Origin of the sequence: Polaromonas sp. CG_9.11, from assembly GCF_015752225.1 — a bacterium.
In the GTDB taxonomy this organism is placed as follows: Bacteria; Pseudomonadota; Gammaproteobacteria; order Burkholderiales; family Burkholderiaceae_C; genus Polaromonas.
In genome coordinates this window covers 28,745-48,202 of the sequence record NZ_JADOVE010000023.1, presented here as the reverse complement: position 1 = coordinate 48,202, position 19,458 = coordinate 28,745, and the positions used below count along the sequence as shown (strand labels likewise).

Annotated in this window: 16 protein-coding genes; 11 read left to right on the top strand and 5 right to left on the bottom strand. The window is 61.3% G+C overall.

Annotated elements, in window-relative coordinates:
* Positions 1-3 precede the first annotated feature (3 nt).
* The 3 genes from IWX85_RS17130 to IWX85_RS17120 are packed head-to-tail and all read right to left on the bottom strand — an operon-like array spanning position 4 to position 2,616.
* The gene (locus tag IWX85_RS17130) at positions 4-396 is read right to left on the bottom strand and encodes a glutathione S-transferase N-terminal domain-containing protein (protein WP_196870526.1); all 393 of its coding nucleotides are present in this window, start codon (positions 394-396) and stop codon (positions 4-6) included.
* A gap of 46 nt (positions 397-442) precedes the next feature.
* Complete coding sequence (locus IWX85_RS17125; RefSeq protein ID WP_196870525.1) at positions 443-1,864, bottom strand: aminopeptidase P N-terminal domain-containing protein; 1,422 nt, start codon at positions 1,862-1,864, stop codon at positions 443-445.
* A gap of 14 nt (positions 1,865-1,878) precedes the next feature.
* The gene (locus tag IWX85_RS17120; RefSeq protein WP_196870524.1) at positions 1,879-2,616 is read right to left on the bottom strand and encodes a nucleotidyltransferase family protein; all 738 of its coding nucleotides are present in this window, start codon (positions 2,614-2,616) and stop codon (positions 1,879-1,881) included.
* A gap of 201 nt (positions 2,617-2,817) precedes the next feature.
* Between IWX85_RS17120 and tkt the strand changes: the two genes are divergently transcribed.
* The 4 genes from tkt (at position 2,818) to yjjJ (ending at position 9,079) form a co-directional block, all read left to right on the top strand.
* Complete coding sequence (gene tkt / locus IWX85_RS17115; RefSeq protein ID WP_196870523.1) at positions 2,818-4,875, top strand: transketolase; 2,058 nt, start codon at positions 2,818-2,820, stop codon at positions 4,873-4,875.
* Between the two features lie 24 nt (positions 4,876-4,899).
* Positions 4,900-6,582 (top strand): DUF262 domain-containing protein, encoded by a 1,683-nt coding sequence (locus IWX85_RS17110; protein ID WP_196870522.1) that lies wholly within the window; start codon positions 4,900-4,902, stop codon positions 6,580-6,582.
* An 18-nt stretch (positions 6,583-6,600) separates the two neighbouring features.
* On the top strand, positions 6,601-7,599 hold the full coding sequence (gap, locus tag IWX85_RS17105; RefSeq protein WP_036807705.1) for a type I glyceraldehyde-3-phosphate dehydrogenase: 999 nt from the start codon (positions 6,601-6,603) through the stop codon (positions 7,597-7,599).
* Between the two features lie 166 nt (positions 7,600-7,765).
* Positions 7,766-9,079, top strand: a complete 1,314-nt coding sequence (yjjJ, locus tag IWX85_RS17100) for a type II toxin-antitoxin system HipA family toxin YjjJ (protein WP_196870521.1) — start codon at positions 7,766-7,768, stop codon at positions 9,077-9,079.
* A 172-nt stretch (positions 9,080-9,251) separates the two neighbouring features.
* Here the strand turns inward: yjjJ and IWX85_RS17095 are convergent, their stop codons facing one another.
* Together IWX85_RS17095 and IWX85_RS17090 are read right to left on the bottom strand one after the other, a co-directional pair.
* Positions 9,252-9,527 (bottom strand): YkvA family protein, encoded by a 276-nt coding sequence (locus IWX85_RS17095; protein ID WP_196870520.1) that lies wholly within the window; start codon positions 9,525-9,527, stop codon positions 9,252-9,254.
* A gap of 162 nt (positions 9,528-9,689) precedes the next feature.
* A complete protein-coding gene (locus IWX85_RS17090) occupies positions 9,690-10,166 on the bottom strand; it encodes an Lrp/AsnC family transcriptional regulator (protein ID WP_036807714.1) in 477 nt (158 codons plus the stop codon).
* Between the two features lie 129 nt (positions 10,167-10,295).
* Here IWX85_RS17090 and mdeB point away from each other — a divergent pair, with 129 nt between their 5' ends.
* The 7 genes from mdeB to IWX85_RS17055 are packed head-to-tail and all read left to right on the top strand — an operon-like array spanning position 10,296 to position 19,107.
* Positions 10,296-12,959: an alpha-ketoglutarate dehydrogenase gene (mdeB, locus tag IWX85_RS17085; RefSeq protein WP_231379897.1), complete on the top strand. Its 2,664-nt coding sequence runs from the start codon at positions 10,296-10,298 to the stop codon at positions 12,957-12,959.
* A 45-nt stretch (positions 12,960-13,004) separates the two neighbouring features.
* Positions 13,005-14,021 carry a methionine ABC transporter ATP-binding protein gene (locus IWX85_RS17080; protein ID WP_196870519.1) on the top strand — a complete coding sequence of 339 codons (1,017 nt, stop codon included), beginning with the start codon at positions 13,005-13,007 and terminating at the stop codon, positions 14,019-14,021.
* Complete coding sequence (locus IWX85_RS17075) at positions 14,021-14,698, top strand: methionine ABC transporter permease (RefSeq protein ID WP_231379895.1); 678 nt, start codon at positions 14,021-14,023, stop codon at positions 14,696-14,698. The genes IWX85_RS17080 and IWX85_RS17075 overlap by 1 nt, the downstream gene beginning before the upstream one ends.
* Positions 14,699-14,728: 30 nt before the next feature.
* On the top strand, positions 14,729-15,502 hold the full coding sequence (locus IWX85_RS17070) for a MetQ/NlpA family ABC transporter substrate-binding protein (protein WP_196870518.1): 774 nt from the start codon (positions 14,729-14,731) through the stop codon (positions 15,500-15,502).
* A gap of 56 nt (positions 15,503-15,558) precedes the next feature.
* Entirely contained in the window at positions 15,559-16,704 is a 1,146-nt protein-coding gene (locus tag IWX85_RS17065) for a PLP-dependent aspartate aminotransferase family protein (RefSeq protein WP_196870517.1), read from the top strand.
* The gene (locus IWX85_RS17060) at positions 16,701-17,906 is read left to right on the top strand and encodes an MFS transporter (RefSeq protein ID WP_196870516.1); all 1,206 of its coding nucleotides are present in this window, start codon (positions 16,701-16,703) and stop codon (positions 17,904-17,906) included. The genes IWX85_RS17065 and IWX85_RS17060 overlap by 4 nt, the downstream gene beginning before the upstream one ends.
* 25 nt (positions 17,907-17,931) lie before the next feature.
* Positions 17,932-19,107, top strand: coding sequence for a M20 family metallopeptidase (locus tag IWX85_RS17055; protein ID WP_196870515.1), 1,176 nt, complete (start codon positions 17,932-17,934; stop codon positions 19,105-19,107).
* Positions 19,108-19,458: the final 351 nt, after the last annotated feature.

Here is a 19,458-nt window from a genome sequence, read left to right as displayed (position 1 = left end):
CCCTCAGGGCGCCACAAACCGCCCGCGCAGATACGCAATGATCTGGTCCGAGTCATAGAGCCATTCGCTCCGGCCGGCCTTGTCGGTGATTTTCAGGCAGGGCACCTTGGTCTGGCCACCGCCCTTGAGCAAGGCCTGCCGGTCCGGGCCTTCGGGCTGGGCGTCAATGCGCTGGATGTTCAGCGACAGGCGGCTCATTTCCTGTCGCACCTTGATGCAGAACGGGCAGGTCTTGTACTGGTACAGCGTCAGCGACTTGCATTGCCGGTTGACCTTGTCCTGCGCGGCCTGGATGCGCACCACGCCCTTGGGTCGGGTGAGGTTTTCCTTGAGCAGCATCACCGGGCCAAGGACGGTGCGCAGGGTTTTAAAAAAGGCGCGGATAAAAAATTTCATGGCCGATTTTAGGGCCGCGCCACGCCAGCCCGGCGCCACGCCCGGGTCAGCCGCGCATCAGGGCCTCGATCTCGTCGGCTTTCACCGGCACGCCGCGCGTCATCAGCTCGCAGCCTTGGGCAGTGACCAGCGCATCGTCCTCGATGCGGATGCCGATGTCCCAGAATTTCTTCGGCACGCCCTTGGCCGGTCGCACGTAGAGGCCCGGCTCGATGGTCAGCACCATGCCGGGCTGGAGGAGGCGCGACGGCTTGCGCATGACCATCTGGCCCAAGGCGTCTTTTTCGGGCTGGGGCTGGCTGCCGGGCTCGGTGTAGTCGCCGCAGTCGTGCACGTCCATGCCCATCCAGTGGCCGGTGCGGTGCATGTAGAACTGGCGGTAAGCGCCCGATTCGAGCACGTCATCGACGCTGCCGTGTTTGGCCCGGGCCAGCAGGCCGGTGTCCAGCATGCCTTCGACCAGCACGCGCGTGGCGGCGTTGTGCGGGTCGATGAAGCGGTTGCCCGGCCGCGTGGCGTCGATGGCCGCTTCCTGCGAGGCCTGCACGATGTCGTAGAGGATGCGCTGCGCCGGGGTGAATTTTCCATCGGCCGGAAAGGTGCGGGTGATGTCGCTGGCGTAGCCTTCGAGTTCGCAGCCGGCGTCGATCAGGCACAGCTGGCCGGGTTTCAGTTCGGCGTTGCCGGCGCGGTAATGCAGCACGCAGGCGTTGGCGCCGGCGGCGACGATGCTGGTGTAGGCCGGGAATTCGGAGCCGTGGCGGCGGAATTCGTGCAGCAGTTCGGCTTCGAGGTGGTATTCACGCAGGCCGCCTGTCACGCCATTTTTCCCGGCGCGCAGCATGGCCGCCGAGGTCTGCATGGCGCGCACATGGGCGCCGGCCGAGATGGCACCGGCACGCCGCAAGATGGCGATTTCATGCGCGTCCTTGACCAGCCGCATCTCGTCGAGCAATTTGCACAGGTCGTGCTGGCTTTGCGGGCATTCGGCACCCAAGCGCACGCGGGCGCGCACCTGGTTCAGCCAGCCATCGACCTGTGTTTCCAGGCCCTTGTGGGTGGCGAAGGGAAACCACACGGCGTTCTGGTTTGCCAGCAGCTCGGGCATTTTCTCGTCGAGCATGTCCGCGCTGAAGGCCGCATCGACACCGAGTTGCGCGGGCGCCGCTTCGGGGCCAAGCCGGATGCCGTCCCAGATTTCACGCTCCAGGTCCTTGGGTCGACAAAACAGCGTGCTTGTAATGGCTTTTCCGCTGGCTTCGATCACCAGCCAGGCGCCGGGCTCGCTGAAGCCGGTCAGGTAGTAAAAATAGCTGTCGTGGCGGTAAGGAAAGTCGCTGTCGCGGTTGCGCGGCATCTCGGGCGCCGTCGGCAGCACGGCGACGCCGCCGCCGGCCTTGGTCAAGGCGCGGCCAATGGCGGCGCGGCGTTTGGCGTAGACGGCAGAAGGATTCAACAGGGTGCTCATGGGGCGGGATGCTTTCAGTTCGGAAAATTTTGGTTCAGTTCGGCCAGTCGCTCGGGTGTGCCGACATCGGTCCAGGCACCCAGGTACAGCTCGGCGCTGACTTGCTGGCGGTCCATGGCCTCGCGCAGCAGCGGCGCCAGCGCGACCGCCAGCCCTGGCGAATTGCCGAAGGGCAGGGGGTCGAACAGCGCGCGCCGGTACAGGCCGATGGTGCTGTAGGTGTAACGCGGCGCGGCATCGCCGGCGGGCAGGTTGCGCGCCAGGCCGTCCGCGCCCAGGCCGAAATCGCCGCCCGGGTGCTGCGGCGGATTGGGCACCAGCCACAGGTGGGCCAGCTTGCCGCCGGCGATGAAACGGCTGACGGCCTCTGGCGTGAATTCAAAACCGGGCACGAACACATCGGCGGCCAGCAGCCAGAACACCTCGCCCAGCATTGGCAGCGCGCGCGCAATGCCGCCGGCGGTTTCCAGCGCATAGCCAAAATCATCGCCTTCTTTCGAGTATGAAATTGATAGCTGCTCGTGCCCGCTGGTAGTGCGCAAAAGGCCTAAATGGCTTGAAATTTGTTCGCCCAGCCAGGCGGTGTTGACGACCAGTTCGTGAAAACCTCCGCGTGTTAGCGCATCGACATGCCAGTCGATCAGCGCCTTGCCCGCTACCCGCAGCAGCGGCTTCGGGCAGTCGTCGGTCAGCGGGCGCATGCGCTCGCCGCGCCCGGCAGCCAGGATCATGGCCGGGATCGGCGGGCTCATCTGCACCGCCTGAATGGCCGGTGGGCGTGGCAGAAGGAAAGGCAGGCACAGAAGGGCTTGGTTTGCATGAACACGACTTTAGGGCATTTGCTGCCGCCGTTGTTGCGGCGCTGCAGAAAGCGGCGCCAAGGGGCGGTCAGCGCAGCGGCCGTTAAAATGCCGGATTACCTTGACGATCGATACTTCCGGAGCTAAAGCCTGATGGCCAAAAACGAAATGATGGCGAATGCGATCCGCGCACTTGCAATGGACGCCGTACAACAAGCCAACTCTGGTCACCCCGGCGCCCCCATGGGCATGGCCGACATGGCCGTGGCGCTCTGGGGCGACCACCTCAGGCACAACCCCGCCAACCCGCACTGGACGAACCGCGACCGCTTCGTGCTGAGCAACGGCCATGCGTCGATGCTGATCTATTCGGTGCTGCACCTGACCGGCTACCAGCTGCCCATCGACGAGCTGAAGAACTTCCGCCAGCTGCACAGCAAGACCCCCGGCCACCCCGAAGTCGACGTGACGCCCGGCATCGAGACCACCACCGGTCCGCTCGGCCAGGGCCTGACCAATGCCGTCGGCATGGCGCTGGCTGAAAAGTTGCTGGCCAAGGAATTCAACCGCTCCAACGGCAAGACCGACCACAGCATCGTCGACCACCACACCTATGTGTTCCTGGGCGACGGTTGCCTGATGGAAGGCGTCAGCCACGAGGCCATCGCGCTGGCCGGCGCCTGGCGCCTGAACAAGCTGATTGCGCTGTACGACGACAACGGCATTTCCATCGACGGCCAGGTCGCGCCCTGGTTCATCGACAACACGCCGATGCGTTTTGCCGCCTGCGGCTGGAACGTGATCGACGCGGTGGACGGCCATGATGCCGCTGCCGTGTCGGCCGCCATTGCCAGCGCCCGCAGCAGCACCGACAAGCCGACGCTGATCGTCTGCAAGACGCATATCGGCAAGGGCTCGCCAAACCGCGCCAACACCGCCAAGGCCCACGGCGAACCGCTGGGCGCCGAGGAAATCGGTCTGACCCGCACCGCGCTGAACTGGCCGCACACGCCGTTTGACCTGCCCAAGGAAACCTATGCGGCCTGGGACGCCAAGGCCCGGGGCGGCAAGCATGAAGCGGCCTGGGACAAGAAGTTCGCCGCCTACACCAAGGCCCATCCCGAACTGGCCGCCGAGTTTCTTCGCCGCATGCAGGGCGAGCTGCCAAAAAGCTTTTCACAACTGGCCGTCGATACCGTCGTGGGTGCGCACACCAGGGCCGAAACCGTGGCGTCGCGCAAGGCCTCGCAACTGGCACTGGAATCGTTCACCGCTGGCCTGCCCGAACTGCTGGGCGGCTCGGCCGACCTGACCGGCTCCAACCTGACCAACACCAAGGCAACACCCAGCCTGCGCTTTGACGCCAACGGCGACGTGGTGCAGGTGGAAGCGGCCAACGGCAGCCTGGTCGGCGGCCGCCACATCAACTACGGCGTGCGCGAATTCGGCATGGCCGCGATCATGAATGGCGTGGCGCTGCATGGCGGCTTCATTCCCTACGGCGGTACGTTCCTCACGTTCAGCGACTACTCGCGCAACGCCATCCGCATGGCCGCGCTGATGAAGCTGCGCGTGGTGCATGTGTTCACCCACGACTCGATCGGTCTGGGCGAAGACGGCCCGACGCACCAGTCGATCGAACACGCCGCCAGCCTGCGCCTGATTCCGAACCTGGACGTCTGGCGTCCGGGCGACACCGCCGAGACCGCCGTGGCTTGGGCCGTGGCGCTGGAAAACAAGACCCGGCCGACGGCCTTGCTGCTGAGCCGCCAGAACCTGCCCTACGCGCCGAAAGACGATGTCGGCCAGATCAGCAAGGGCGCCTACGTGCTGGCCGAGCCGGCAGAAGTCGGCCTGAAGAAAAAAGCCCAGGCCGTCATCATTGCCACCGGCTCCGAAGTGCAGCTGGCGCTGAAGGCGCAGGAACTGCTTGCTACGCAAAAGATAGCCGTACGCGTCGTGTCCATGCCCAGTACCACCACCTTTGACCGCCAGGACGCGGCCTACAAGTCGAAAATCCTGCCTGAAGGCATTCCCCGCATTGCGGTGGAAATGGGCGTGACCGACGGCTGGTGGAAATACGGCTGCGCCGCCGTCATCGGCATCGACACCTTCGGCGAGTCGGCCCCGGCTGGCGTGCTGTTCAAGCATTTCGGCTTCACGCCGGAAAATGTGGTGGCGACCGTGCGCAAGGTGCTGCGTAAAAAGTAAGCTCCAGGTCACATCCACACCATCATGGCTTCATCCCTGCTGTTAAACACCGCTACGCCAACTTTTGGCGAGTTGTTCACCAATGGGCGAACCTTTGCGGTTCCACGATTCCAGCGGAACTACAAATGGGACGAAGACCAGTGGGAGGAGTTGTGGCAAGACCTGATTGCCTCTGCTGAAAACGACAAAGAGCACTACATGGGCTCTATCGTTCTCAAGACGCATGAAACGCGAAAGCACTTTGAGGTCATTGATGGACAGCAGCGCTTGGTCACGCTCACGCTATTGGTTTTGGCTGCCGTGAAATGTTTTGAATCATGGGCGGAAGAAGGCCATGAGCCTGAAGCCAACAAAGAGCGGGCGCAACTTTTTCGGGGCCGCTTCTTACGGGCCAAAGATGCTGCCTCTTTAATGGAAACCAGCCGGCTTGAATTGAACCGCAACGACGGTGCATTTTTCAGAAGCACGCTGCTGCAGCTTCGCAAGCCCGTTTCTGTCAACCGGCTGCGCGAGTCGGAAAGGCTGATGTGGCGCGCTTTCAGTTATTTTGTGAGCCAGTTGCAAGCCCGATTCCAGGCCGGCCATGACGCCGCAGGCCTGAGCCATCTGCTCGATGCTGCATCTGACAAATTGCTCTTTATCCAGATTCTGGTGAGCGATGAGATGGATGCCTACACGGTGTTTGAGACGCTCAATGCGCGAGGCACCCAGCTGACGGTGACCGATCTGCTGAAAAATTATTTGTTTTCCCGGTTTGGCCATGACGAACATGCCATTGATGTGGCGGAAGACCAGTGGATTCGAATCACCACCAATCGTGAAAAAGAATTTCCCAGACTGCTGCGGCATTACTGGAATTCTCACCATGGTGTAACAAGGCCCCCAAGGCTGTTCAAAGAGATTCGTGAGTCGGTCAAGAAGCATGACGATGCACTGATGCTGCTTGACGAGCTGGAAACGGTTTCAGTGCTTTATTCAGCGCTTCGTAATCCAGATGACGAGCTATGGCTCGAAGTCCCTGCAGCGCGAAAATTTGTTGGCGAAATTGACCTTTTTGGCGTGACGCAATGCTATCCGCTGCTTTTTGCCGCCTGGCACCACATGCGGGATGAGTTTGTGGCTGTGCTCCGGATATGCGCCGTGATTTCCTTTCGGTATATCGTGATTGGCAAGCTCAATACGCAGCCCATGGAACGCGAATATGTTGAGGCGGCCCGCAAGGTGCGCAGCGGTGCGATCACGACGCCAGCGCAGTTGTTTGCAAGTCTGCGACTGCTCTATGTTTCTGATGAGCAGTTTGAGGCCGACTTTGCCTTGGCCAAAATTCCAACGCCTAACAATCGCGAATTGGTTCGCTATGTGCTGTTTGCGATTGAGAACCAGCTGAGTGGAAACAGCCGCTCTTATCGGAGTGACGGCGCAACCGTTGAGCACATACTGCCTGAAAATCCTGACGAAGCCTGGCTGGCTGTTTTTCCGGAGCCTGGCGTCGATATTTACAGGTTGGGAAACTACACCTTGCTTGAGGCTGCGGCCAATCGAAAGATTGAACGCAAACAGATCATTGATAAAAAAATTGAATATTTGAAAAGTGGGTACAAGCTCTCCAGCGGTTTTGGCTGGCGGGAATGGACACGCACTCAACTCAATGAGCGGCAACGATGGATGGCCAAAACAGCAACTGCTGTCTGGCGATTGAATTATTAACTACAGGAGCTAAGGAAAATGACGATCAAGATGGGTATCAACGGCTTCGGCCGCATCGGCCGCAACGTGTTGCGCGCCGCTGTTCAAAACTTCAGCGACATTGAAATTGTCGCCATCAACGACCTGCTGGAGCCGGACTACCTGGCTTACATGCTGCAGTACGACTCGGTGCATGGCCGCTTCAAGGGCGAGGTTTCGGTCGAAGGCAACACGCTGATCGTCAACGGCAAGCGCATCCGCCTGACGCAGGAACGCGACCCGCTGAACCTGAAGTGGGACGAAGTTGGCGCCGACGTGGTGCTGGAAGCCACCGGCCTGTTCCTGGACAAGGCGGCTGGCGAAAAGCACCTCGCCGCCGGTGCCAAGAAGGTCATCTTCTCGGCCCCGTCGAAAGACGACACGCCGATGTTCGTCTTCGGCGTGAACGACGCCACCTATGCCGGCCAGGCGATCATCAGCAACGCCAGCTGCACCACCAACTGCCTGGCGCCCATCGCCAAGGTGCTGAACGACAAATGGGGCATCAAGCGCGGCCTGATGACCACGGTGCATGCCACCACCGCCACGCAAAAAACCGTCGATGGCCCGAGCAACAAGGACTGGCGCGGCGGTCGCGGCATTCTGGAAAACATCATTCCTTCGAGCACCGGTGCCGCCAAGGCCGTCGGCGTCGTCATCCCCGAGCTGAACAAGAAGCTCACCGGCATGTCATTCCGCGTGCCCACGTCTGACGTGTCGGTGGTTGACCTGACCTGCGAGCTGAGCAGCGAAGCGACGCTGAAGGAAATCTGCGCCGAGATGAAGGCACAAAGCGAAGGCGCGCTCAAGGGCGTGCTGGGCTACACCGAAGACAAGGTTGTGGCGACCGACTTCCGGGGCGACACCCGCACCTCGATTTTTGACGCCGACGCCAGCATTGCGCTGGACGGCACCTTCGTGAAGATCGTCGCCTGGTACGACAACGAATGGGGCTATTCAAACAAGTGCCTGGAAATGGCGCGGGTCGTGTCGAAGTAAACCCGCTTCGCTTTTATCAAAAATGCGCCTTCGGGCGCTTTTTTTTGCGCAGAATTTTCCCTGTATTTTTTGAAAGTATCTATTCTTAATAATGAGAAAAATCGTGAATTTACTTATGATTATGGCTGAAATTATTCATGCATAAATCTATTCATCATTCCCTCCCATGGCAACCCACGCGCTGAATGACGCCCTGCTGGCGGCCCTGCGCGTGCAAGGCGGTGTGGCCACCAGCATTGAATTGCAGGCGCGCCTAAGCGTCAGCCAATCGACCGTGTCGCGCGCACTCGCGCCCCTGCTGGCGGCAGGCGATGTTCGCCAGACCGGCGCGGCGCGGGCGCGGCGCTACCTGCTGCCGCGCCGCATTCCGGGTGCGGGGAGCCAGTTGCCGGTGATGCGCGTCGATGCGCGCGGGCAGGTCACGCCGTTTGGCCGCATCGTGCCGCTGGCGGGCGGGCGCTTTTGGGTGGATGAGGCCGATGGCGTGAGCGAGCTGCACGCCGGCCTGCCCTGGTTTCTCGACGACATGCGCCCGCAAGGCTTCATGGGCCGCACCTTTGCCCACAGCCACCCTGCCCTGGGGCTGGCGGCCGATCCGCGCCACTGGAGCGCCGACGACACGCTCAAGGCGCTGGTCAGCTTTGGCGACGACCTGCCGGGCAACCTGATCGTGGGCGAACCGGCCTTCGAGCGCTTTCACACGCTGGGCGAGCGCGCCTCGCGGGCGGCCTCCAGCGCCGACTACCCGCGCCTGGCGCAGCAGGCCATGCTGGGCGCGCTGCCCGGTTCGTCAGCCGGTGGCGAGCAGCCCAAGTTCTGCACGCTTGTCGATGGCCGTTCGGTGATCGTCAAATTCTCGCCCGCAGGCGATTCCGACGTGGACCAGCGCACCCGCGACCTGCTGGTGTGCGAGCACCTGGCGCTGCAAACGCTGGCCAGTGCGGGCCTGCCCGCCGCCCGCACGCACGTGTTTTTCATCGGCAACCGCTTGTTTCTGGAATCCGAGCGCTTTGACCGCACGCCCGCCGGGCGCATCGGCATGGTGTCGCTGCAAGTCTATGACGCGCAATACGTCGGCGAGGAAGACAACTGGGCCGCCACCGCCCGCCGCATGGAAGCACGGTCGCTGTTGCGGCCGCAGGACGCGGCGCACCTGCGCTTTCTGGAAGCCTACGGCGTGCTGATTGCCAACACCGACCGCCATTACGGCAACATTTCCCTGCTGCTCGACGACGACGACTGGCGGCTGTCACCCACCTACGACATGCTGCCCATGCTGTACGCGCCGGTGGGCGGCGAACTGGTGGCGCGCGATTTTGCCGCCCGCCCGCTGCAACCCAGCGCCGCGACGCTCGACCAGTGGGTGCCGGCCAGGGAACTGGCGATGGCCTTCTGGCAAACCGCCGCGCAGGACGCACGGATTTCGGCAGGTTTCAGGGCCGTGGCATCAGGCAACCTGCAAACCCTTCGCACGCTGTAGCGCATTCGTTCAGAGTAGTAAAAGCCGGTTTAGTCATCAAACAGGTCATTTGCGCATGCTGCATATGCGTATACAGCTATTAATACCGTAGCAAGCATGCTGGATTCCTTGCCCGCTGTGATTTTCCGTCAAGCAGATTCCGTTTTAACCGGCTACGGCGCCCACGCAAGGTTCAGCCGGCGCGGCGACTGGCTGCTGCCTGTGCAATCGCAGGCGGCAGGCGCTTGAGCAGCCAGCGAATCGCCAGCGGCACCAGCACCAGGTCGTCGACCAGGCCGATCACCGGCAGCACGTCGGGAATCAGGTCGATGGGCGAAAAGAGATACAGCGCAATCAGCGCCGTGCCCCATTTCAGCCAGCCTGGCGCGTCCGGGTGGCGCAGCGCAAAACACAACTGCCGCGCGTCGCCACGCAAAACAGTCCAAAGCAGGGTCAAGCGTTTCAACATGGCAATCAACCTCCTTGCTGATCGGCTCCTGATGGACCCGCATCCAGGGCAGATGGCGCTGGCGGGGGCGACTGCAAGGGTTTTTCACCGGACGTTACATTCGGCGCCTTGCGCTGCTTGCAACGCTCAGGCGCGTTTAAAAATCGTGGTCGTGGTCGTACATCAACGCGGCCGACCCTGCACAGGCAGGGGCAGCGCCGTTTTGTAGCGCACCTGCTTGAGCGCAAAACTGGAGCGTATCTTTTCGATGCCCGGGATCGGCGTGAGCTGTTCCACGATGAATTTCTCCAGGGCGGCAATGTCGGTGATGGCCACGCGGATCAGGTAATCGCTGTCGCCGCTCATCAAATAGCATTCCATGACCTCGTCATGCTCTGCAATGCGTTTCTCGAACTCGGCCAGCGCGGCCTTGCTCTGGCTTGTGAGGCTGATGGAAATAAAAACGTTCAGGCCAATGCCCAGGGCTGCGGCGTTCACCAGTGCCACGTAGCGCTCTATGACGCCGTGGTCCTTCAGCGCCTTGACGCGCGCCAGACAAGGCGAAGGCGACAGGTGGACCTGCCGCGCCAGCTCCACGTTGGTCAGTCCACCGTCGCGCTGCAAGGCATCAATAATGCGCAAGTCAACCGAATCAAGCATAAAAATCCGAAAAAATAATTTAATTCAGCATATTGTGTCGTGAGTTCGGGTATGTCTTCCCCGAGATCAGCAGCCTGTGCGCACTTTATTTGCGTAAATTCGTTCAGATGACTTGTTTGTTTCCACTCCATGGACTTTGCGCAGATGAATGACCCGCTCGATACCGATCCCGGGGAAACCGGCGAGTGGCAGGACGCCCTGGCGGCCCTGCTGGCCACGCAGGGACCGGAACGCGCCCGCTTTGTGCTCGACACCCTGGCGCGCCAGGCGCGCACCGCCCGCATCGGCTGGCAGCCCGAGCTGTGCACGCCTTACGTGAACACCATTGCGGTGGACCAGCAGCCGCCGTTTGCGGGCGACCTGGCCATTGAGGAGCGGCTCGCCTCGCTGATGCGCTGGAACGCCCTGGCGATGGTGGCGCGGGCCAACCAGGCCTACGGAGACCTCGGCGGTCACATTGCCAGCTATGCCAGTGCCGCTGATCTGTTCGAGGTCGGCTTCAACCACTTTTTTCATGCCCGTGACCAGAGCCCGGAAGGCGGGCATCTGGGCGATCTGGTGTTCTTCCAGCCGCACAGCGCCCCAGGCGTGTACGCGCGGGCCTACCTCGAAGGCCGCTTGAGCGAGGCCGACCTGGGCTACTACCGTCAGGAGCTGACCAGCCCTGCCGCGCTGGGCGGAACGGGCGCGCGCGGCCTGTGCAGCTATCCGCACCCCTACCTGATGCCCGATTTCTGGCAGTTCCCGACCGGCTCCATGGGCATCGGCCCGATCAGTTCGATCTACCACGCCCGTTTCATGCGCTACCTGACCCACCGGCAACTGCTGGACTGCGCGAATCGCAAGGTGTGGGGCGTTTTCGGCGACGGTGAAATGGACGAGCCTGAAAGCATGAGCGCGCTGACACTGGCGGCCCGCGAGGGGCTGGACAACCTGGTCTGGGTCGTCAATTGCAACCTGCAGCGGCTGGACGGGCCGGTGCGCGGCAATGGCCGCATCATTGACGAGCTGGAAAAGTTGTTTTCCGGTGCCGGCTGGAACGTCATCAAGCTGATTTGGGGCAGCGACTGGGACGGACTTTTCGCCCGTGACACGAGCGGTGCGCTGGCCCGCGCATTTGCCGGCACTGTCGATGGCCAGATGCAGACGTTTGCCGCCAAGGACGGACGCTACAACCGGGAAACCTTTTTTGGCCAGAACGAAGAACTGGCCCGCTTGGCGCAGGGCATGACCGACGAGCAGATAGACCGCCTCAAGCGCGGCGGGCATGACCTGGTGAAGATTCATGCGGCCTATGCCGCCGCCGCCGCGCACCAGGGTCAACCGACGGTCATTCTGGCGCACACCAAAAAAGGCTACGGCATGGGCAAGGCCGGGCAGGGCAAGATGACCACCCACAGCCAGAAAAAACTCGACGAAAAAGAGCTGATCGAATTCAGAAACCGCTTCAACCTGCCGCTGAGCGACGCGCAGGCCACGTCCCTGGCGTTTTTCAAGCCCGCAGCGGACAGCCCTGAAATCCAGTACCTCCATGCGCGCCGCCAGGCTTTGGGCGGCTACCTGCCGCGCCGTGACACCGCATGCGCAACCCTGCCGGTGCCAGAGCTGGCGCGCTATGCCGCCTTTGCACTGCAGCCCGAAGGCAAGGAGATGAGCACGACCATGGCTTTTGTCCGCATGCTGGGCGGATTGCTGAAAGATGCCAAGCTGGGTCCGCGCATCGTGCCCATCGTGGCCGACGAAGCGCGCACGTTCGGCATGGCCAATCTTTTCAAACAGGTGGGTATCTATTCCAGCCTTGGCCAGCGCTATGCGCCTGAAGACATTGGCTCGGTCCTGAGTTACCGCGAAGCCATCGACGGCCAGATTTTGGAAGAAGGCATCAGCGAGGCCGGCGCCATGGCCAGCTGGACGGCGGCGGCCACCAGCTACAGCGTGCATGGCCTTGCCATGCTGCCGTTTTATATCTACTACTCCATGTTCGGGTTCCAGCGGGTGGGCGACCAGATCTGGGCCGCTGCCGACCAGCGTGCCCGGGGTTTCCTGCTGGGCGCGACCTCGGGGCGCACCACCCTGAGCGGGGAAGGGCTGCAGCACCAGGACGGCAGCAGCCACCTGATCGCCGCGACCATTCCGAACTGCAAGGCCTACGACCCGGCCTTTGCCGGTGAACTGGCCGTGATCCTCCAGCACGGCATGCATGAAATGCTGGTCGAGCAGCAGGACGTGTTTTATTACCTGACGCTGATGAACGAGAACTATGCCCAGCCCAATTTGCCGCCCAATGTGCACGCTGATGTGATTTCGGGCTGCTACCGGTTCGGCCACTATCCGGCGGCCGCCGGGGCGCGCGAACCGGGCAGCGCTGCCCTGAAGGTCACGCTGATGGGGTCAGGGGCGATTCTCACCGAGGTGATCAAGGCGGCCCATCTGCTGGCAGCGCAAGGCGTTGACGCCGAGGTGATCAGCGTGACCAGCTGGAGCGAGCTGGCACGCCAGGCCCAGGCCAGCTCGCCAGGCGAGACCAGTGCCGCCTGCGATACTGATGCGGGCGCAGCGTTTGTCACAGCGAAGCTTCTGCAAACCGAGGGGCCAATCGTGGCGGCAACCGACTACGTGCGCGCCGTGCCTGAAAGCATCCGGGCTTACCTGCCGCCGGGCCGTGCTTACACCACACTGGGCACCGACGGCTTTGGCCGCAGCGACACCCGGGCGGCGCTGCGCCGGTATTTCTCGGTGGACGCGGCCAGCATTGAACGCGCGGCATGGCGCGCGCTTCAGGCCAGTCCGTGAGTGCATCACGAAGAATTCTTGCGGCCGATTGAATAGGATAAAAATGTGATTCAGCTGAAAAATGTGCACAAGAGTTACGTGGTCAAGGACAAGCAGATTCCGGCCCTGAGCGGAATTGACCTGTCCATCGTGAAGGGAGAGATATTTGGCGTGATTGGCCATTCGGGGGCGGGCAAGTCCACCCTGGTCAGGCTGATCAATCTGCTGGAGCGGCCGTCCGGGGGCGAGATCATCGTCGACGGCGAGGCCATACTGGCCTACGACAACCTGGCGCTGCGGAACTTCAGAAGAAATATCGGCATGATCTTTCAGCATTTCAACCTGCTGAGCTCCAAGACGGTGGCTGAAAATGTCGCATTTCCCATCCGCATTGCCGGCGAACGGGACACTGCAAAAATTGATGCGCGGGTTGACGAGATGCTTGACCTGGTGGGGTTGAGCCGGCACAAGCACAAATATCCCAAGCAACTGTCAGGCGGCGAAAAGCAGCGCGTGGGCATTGCCCGCGCTCTGGCCAACCGGCCAAAAATCTTGTTGTGCGACGAGGCCACCAGTGCGCTCGATCCGCAGACCACCCGGTCCATCCTGCAACTGCTGCGGGAAATCAATGAAAAACTGAACCTGACGATTGTCCTGATCACGCACGAGATGGATGTCATCCGCACGATTTGCGACCGCGTCGCCGTGATTGATGGCGGCAAGATCGTGGAAAGCGGGCCGGTGACGCAGGTGTTTTTGCATCCCCGGCATCCGACGACCCGCAACTTTGTCATGGAGGCAGAAGACTTCTCTGAAGACGAATTCAGCGAAGGCCTCAACCAGACCGGTGAGGGCATGGTGCGGCGCCTTACCTTCATGAACGAATCCATGACGCAACCGGTTTTTACCCGCATTGCCAGGCAATGCGAGGTTGATTTTCTGATCCTCAATGGCCGTTTTGGAAAAATCAAGTCAACGCCCTGCGGGCAACTGACCGTCGCTTTCAAGGGTGACACCGAGAACGCATTGGCGGCTATCAAACAACTCGCCGAGGCCGGTGTGGTTGTCGAGGAGAGCTTTTGATGAATGAATTTTTTCAAAGCCTGATGTCGGGCGGTGTGGCCTGGGACGACATCGGCTGGGCGTCGGTCGACACGCTGCTGATGCTGGGCGGCGCGCTGTCGCTGACGCTTTTGCTGGGTTTGCCGCTCGGCATCCTGCTTTTCCTGACGAGTCCCAAAAAACTGCTGGCGTCGCCGCGAACCTACGCGTCAGTTTCTTTTGGCGTGAATATCCTGCGGTCCCTGCCCTTTGTCATATTGCTGATTGCCATGATTCCGGTGACCGTTTTGCTGACGGGCACATCGCTCGGTGTGGCCGGTGCCATTCCGCCGCTGGTCGTCGGCGGGACGCCATTTTTTGCACGTCTGGTGGAAACCGCGCTGCGTGAGGTCGATCACGGCATTATTGAAGCCTCCATGGCGATGGGTGCCAGCGTGCGGCAGATTGTGACCGGAGCGCTGCTGCCCGAAGCCTTGCCAGGCATCATTGCGGCGGCCACGGTCACTGCCATTGCGCTGGTGTCTTACACCGCCTTGTCCGGTGTGGTCGGCGGTGGCGGCCTGGGCGACCTGGCCATTCGTTATGGCTACCAGCGCTTTCAGCTGAATGTGATGTTCATCACCATCATCTTGCTGCTGATTCTGGTCCAGATGCTGCAATGGGCCGGGGACCGGCTGGTCACGCATTTCAGTCGCTGAAATTTGGTTTTTTTAACGCAAGGAAAATCTATGAAGAAGTTATTGATGGCGCTCGTATTGGGCACTTCGCTGCTGGCGCATGCCGCCGACAAGCTGGTGATTGGCGCAAGCCCGACGCCGCATGCCGAGTTGCTCGAACACCTCAAGCCCATGCTTTTGCAGCAGGGGGTGGACCTGGACATCAAGGTCTACACCGATTATGTTCAGCCTAATGTCCAGCTGGTCGAGAAACGCATCGATGCCAATTTCTTCCAGCACAAGCCCTACATGGATGAATTCAACCGCAGCCGCGGCGCGTCCATCCAGGCGGTGGCCGATGTCTTGATTGCCCCCTTTGGCGCTTACTCGAAAAAAATCACCAACATCTCGGAACTGAAGGACGGCGCGGTGGTGGCCATACCGAACGATGCCGTGAATGGCGGCCGCGCCCTGCAATTGCTCGACCAGGCCAAGGTCATCAAGCTGACCGATCCCAAAAACAACATGTCCACCGAAAAAGACATTGCGCAGAACCTGAAAAACATCAAGATCAAGCAGCTTGAAGCCCCCATGCTGCCGCGCGTGCTCGGCGAAGTCGATCTGGCCATCATCAACACCACCTTTGCGCTGGAAGCCAAGCTCAGCCCGAGCAAGGATGCGCTGATCCTTGAAAGCGGACAGTCCAGCTACGTCAACCTGCTCGCGGCCAGGGCCGACAACAAGGACAGCCCCGCCATGAAAAAGCTGATGGCGGCATTGCAGTCCCCGGAGTCGAAGAAGTTCATTCTTGAGCGATTCAAGGGCAATATCGTCCCGGCTTTCTGAATCCCTTGCCCCTTTTGTCTGTCTGCTCCATTTAATCCCTACGCTCTGAAAAATCCATGAAACCCGGAAAACAATACAAAATCGAAACCCTGGCGGTGCATGCCGGACACGCTGTCGATGTCGGCACCGGCGCCGTCACCGAAGCCATCCACCTTTCAACCACTTTCGAGCGCGATGCGGACGGGGGTTATTCGCGTGGCTTTCTTTATTCGCGCAATCACAACCCGAACCGCAATGGGCTGGAAGCCGCGCTCGCCGCGCTTGAAGGCGGCGCTGCAAGTGCCGCCTTCGGCTCCGGTCTGGCGGCCGTGACCGCGATTTTTCAGGGTTTGATGCCGGGCGACCATGTCATTGCACCGGTCGACATTTACCACGGCACGGCCAATGTCCTGAAGCATCTTTTCGCCAAATGGGGCGTCACCGCTTCGTTTGTCGACATGACGAATCTGGACAGCGTGCGCCAGGCCTTGACGCCGCAGACCAAAATCATCTGGATTGAAACGCCGTCAAATCCGCTGCTGCAATGCGTTGACATCACTGCCATTGCAGAGATAGCCCGCCAGCATGGCGCGCGCGCCATTGCCGACAACACGTTTGCCAGCCCGGTGCTTCAGCAGCCGCTGGCGCTGGGTTGCGACATGGTGATGCATGCCACCACCAAGTACCTGGGCGGGCGCAGCGACGTGCTGGGCGGGGCCGTCGTGTCGCGGCTGGACGACGAGCATTTTGCCCAGTTACGAACCGCGCAGCTCTTTGGCGGCGCGGTGCCTTCGCCGTTCGACTGCTGGCTGGTCATGCGTAGCCTGCCAACCCTGCCGTACCGCATGCAGGCGCATTGTGCCAATGCACAAAAGGTCGCTGAATTTTTGCAGCAGCATGAAAAAGTCAGTGTGGTGCATTACCCCGGCTTGCCGGACAACGCTTTTCATGCCATTGCCAGCAAGCAGATGTCCGGCTTTGGCGGCATGCTGTCGTTCGAGGTCAAGGGCGGCAAGGACTCGGCAATGGCACTGGCCGCGCATGTGGAAATTTTCACCCGCGCCACCAGCCTGGGCGGCGTCGAAAGCCTGATTGAACACCGCGCATCGATCGAGGGCCCTGAAAGCAAGACGCCACAAGGCTTGCTGCGGGTGTCTGTCGGACTTGAAAACGCCGACGACCTGATCGACGACCTGAGCTCGGCGCTGACGCACTGTTCATGAACCAGCGGCGGTGGGCCGTTGCGTTGATCGTGTCGGCCCAGTGGCTGGGCACGTCGCTGTGGTTCAGTCCAAACAGTGCCGCCGATGACCTGATGGCGGCCTGGCATATCGGGCCTGCCCAGTTTGCCTGGCTGATTGCGGCAACCCAGTCAGGCTTCATTGCAGGTACGCTGTGGCTGGCTTACTCTGGCTGGGCAGACCGGTATTCAACCAGTCGGATTTTTGCGATGGCCTGCGTGTCAGGCGCCCTTGTCAATGCAGCGTTTTCAGGGGGCTGGGTTGGTTTCGAGTCGGGGCTGCTGCTGCGCTTTGCGGTGGGCGTGTGCCTGGCGGGAATCTACCCCCTGGGCATGAAGATGATCGTCGGTTGGGTGGGCGGCAAGTCCGGTGCGGCGCTGGGTCTGCTGGTGGGCATGTTGACGCTGGGCACCGCGCTGCCCCATGGCGTGCGGGCGCTGGGCGCAACCCTGCCCTGGCAAACCGTGATCCAGGTGTCTTCTGCCTTGGCGTTGGCCGGGGCGGCGCTGGTGTATTTTCTGGGGGATGGTCCTTACCTGAAAAAGAGCGACGGCCACCGGGGCGCTTCATTGGGCAGGGCGTTTGGCGTCTTCAAAATCCCCGATTTCAGGGCCGCTGCCCTGGGCTACTTTGGCCATATGTGGGAGTTGTATGCATTTTGGGCCGTGTTGCCCTGGCTTGCTGCCCAGTTGCTGCTGGATGCGGGGCAAGTCCACTGGGGTCTGCCGGGGTCGGTTGCCGCGATCAGCTTTTTCTGCATTGCAGCGGGTTTTCTCGGCTGTGTTTGCGGCGGGCGTGTCAGCATCAGGCTGGACAGTGTTTATGTGGCCGCGTTCGCCTTGCTGGCCTCGGGCCTGTTGTGCTTGACTTATCCCTTGCTGCCCCCCGACTGGCTGCTGCTGCGCTTTGTGGTGCTGCTGGCCTGGGGCTTTTTTGTGGTGGCCGATTCTCCGCAGTTCTCGTCCATCTCGGCCAGAAGCTGCCCGCCGCAATCGGTAGGCAGTGCGCTGGCTGTGCAGAACAGCCTAGGGTTTTTGATCACCATCGTCAGCATCACCATTTTGTTGAGCGTCATTGAAGGGTTGGGCAGCAAGGCTGTCTGGATCCTGCTGCCAGGACCGCTTTTGGGCCTGGCGGGAATGTGGCCCCTGCTGAAAAAAACCAGAGCCGGCGTCGCCGTTTAAATACACCCACCATGAGGAATCAAGCATGACCGAATCAGTCGCGGAAATTTCGAGGCGCTACCAGAGTTACATGGTGGAGCTGCGGCGCAAGATACACAGCCATCCTGAACTTTCGTTCGAGGAACAAGGCACCTCAACGCTGGTACAGGACGAGTTGAACAGGCTGGGCATTCCCTTTGAGCTTGCAGGCGACTACGGAATTGTTGCGACCATTGAAGGCAAGAATCCGCACCAGATGGTGGCCCTGCGTGCCGACATGGACGCCTTACCCATCCATGAAAACAACGCGCATCTGCCGTATTGCTCAAAAACCCCCGGTGTCATGCACGCCTGCGGCCATGACGGCCACGTTGCCATGCTGCTGGGCGCCGCACAGGTTTTTCAGCATGTCAAGGACACGATGAATGGAACGGTGAAACTGTGTTTCCAGCAGGCCGAGGAGCGCGGCGGCGGCACGGCGGAAATACTCAAGCTACTGGCGCCATTTCCGGTCAAAAGTGCCTTTGCCATTCATCTGTGGTCAGAGATTGAAAGTGGAAAATTTTCCGTACAGGCCGGGCCGCGCATGGCAGCGGGCGACAACTTTGAAATTGTCATTCAGGGGGTGGGCTGCCACGGGGCCACGCCGCACCGGGGGGTCGACCCGATCGTAGTGGCGTCGGCCATCGTGATGAACGTGTCGCACCTGATCGCGCGGGAAATTGATCCGACGCACGCGGCAGCGCTCACGTTTGGCAAGCTGCACAGCGGCGAAGCGGGCAATGTCATTCCTGACAAGGCCGTTTTGGCAGGCACCCTCAGGACCACGGACAAGGCGGATCAGGTTCATCTGCAGGCGGCGTTGCGTCGGGTGGTGCAAAGCACGGCGGACGCCTTTCGGGCCCGTGCGGAGGTGAGCATCAAGCGCGGCGGGCCCATGCTTTTCAACGAGGCGCGCTGCAGCCAGCTGGCCGAGCAGACCGTTCAGGAACTGTTCGGGGCCGGCGACCTGATGGCGTTTCCCCCGCTGATGGTGTCTGAAAACTTCGGTGACTTTCTCGAGGTGTACCCGGGGTTGATGGCCTTCATCGGGGTGCGCAACGAAAGCCGGGGTGCCTGCTTTGCGCACCATCATCCCCAGTTCAATATTGACGAAGACGCTCTGTACAGAGGGGCGGCGCTTCATGTGGGCTACGCGCTGAAGTGTTTCGAAAGCCTGTAGTTCGGCGTGGCCTGCCTCGCGGTCAAACGCCTTATACCAATCCCGACATGGGATGGCCTACCATGCCCAAACTGCCGCAGTTCCCGAACGTTTCCTTGTTGCCGCTGCCTGCGGGCTCACCCGAACTCAACCCGGCCGAGCAGGTGTGGCAGCAACTGCGCGACCGGCCCCTGGCCAACCGCTGCTGCGACGGGTATGCGCAACAGTGGACGCCTGCAATGCCTTCACGCAAATCCCTGGCGCCATCCGTTCCCTGTGCTCGCGCAGCTGGGCAGTGCTGCCTGCGGCTTCTGTCATTTCATGACACGGGATTGGGATAACTGCTTGCATTAGCAATCCATCATCGCGACC

Excerpts from the sequence above, each read along its gene's own strand:
- IWX85_RS17130 (WP_196870526.1), bottom strand. The coding sequence starts at position 396 with ATGAAATTTTTTATCCGCGCCTTTTTTAAAACCCTGCGCACCGTCCTT.
- IWX85_RS17125 (WP_196870525.1), bottom strand. The coding sequence starts at position 1,864 with ATGAGCACCCTGTTGAATCCTTCTGCCGTCTACGCCAAACGCCGCGCC.
- IWX85_RS17120 (WP_196870524.1), bottom strand. The coding sequence starts at position 2,616 with ATGAGCCCGCCGATCCCGGCCATGATCCTGGCTGCCGGGCGCGGCGAG.
- tkt (WP_196870523.1), top strand. The coding sequence starts at position 2,818 with ATGGCCAAAAACGAAATGATGGCGAATGCGATCCGCGCACTTGCAATG.
- IWX85_RS17110 (WP_196870522.1), top strand. The coding sequence starts at position 4,900 with ATGGCTTCATCCCTGCTGTTAAACACCGCTACGCCAACTTTTGGCGAG.
- gap (WP_036807705.1), top strand. The coding sequence starts at position 6,601 with ATGACGATCAAGATGGGTATCAACGGCTTCGGCCGCATCGGCCGCAAC.
- yjjJ (WP_196870521.1), top strand. The coding sequence starts at position 7,766 with ATGGCAACCCACGCGCTGAATGACGCCCTGCTGGCGGCCCTGCGCGTG.
- IWX85_RS17095 (WP_196870520.1), bottom strand. The coding sequence starts at position 9,527 with ATGTTGAAACGCTTGACCCTGCTTTGGACTGTTTTGCGTGGCGACGCG.
- IWX85_RS17090 (WP_036807714.1), bottom strand. The coding sequence starts at position 10,166 with ATGCTTGATTCGGTTGACTTGCGCATTATTGATGCCTTGCAGCGCGAC.
- mdeB (WP_231379897.1), top strand. The coding sequence starts at position 10,296 with ATGGACTTTGCGCAGATGAATGACCCGCTCGATACCGATCCCGGGGAA.
- IWX85_RS17075 (WP_231379895.1), top strand. The coding sequence starts at position 14,021 with ATGAATGAATTTTTTCAAAGCCTGATGTCGGGCGGTGTGGCCTGGGAC.
- IWX85_RS17070 (WP_196870518.1), top strand. The coding sequence starts at position 14,729 with ATGAAGAAGTTATTGATGGCGCTCGTATTGGGCACTTCGCTGCTGGCG.
- IWX85_RS17065 (WP_196870517.1), top strand. The coding sequence starts at position 15,559 with ATGAAACCCGGAAAACAATACAAAATCGAAACCCTGGCGGTGCATGCC.
- IWX85_RS17060 (WP_196870516.1), top strand. The coding sequence starts at position 16,701 with ATGAACCAGCGGCGGTGGGCCGTTGCGTTGATCGTGTCGGCCCAGTGG.
- IWX85_RS17055 (WP_196870515.1), top strand. The coding sequence starts at position 17,932 with ATGACCGAATCAGTCGCGGAAATTTCGAGGCGCTACCAGAGTTACATG.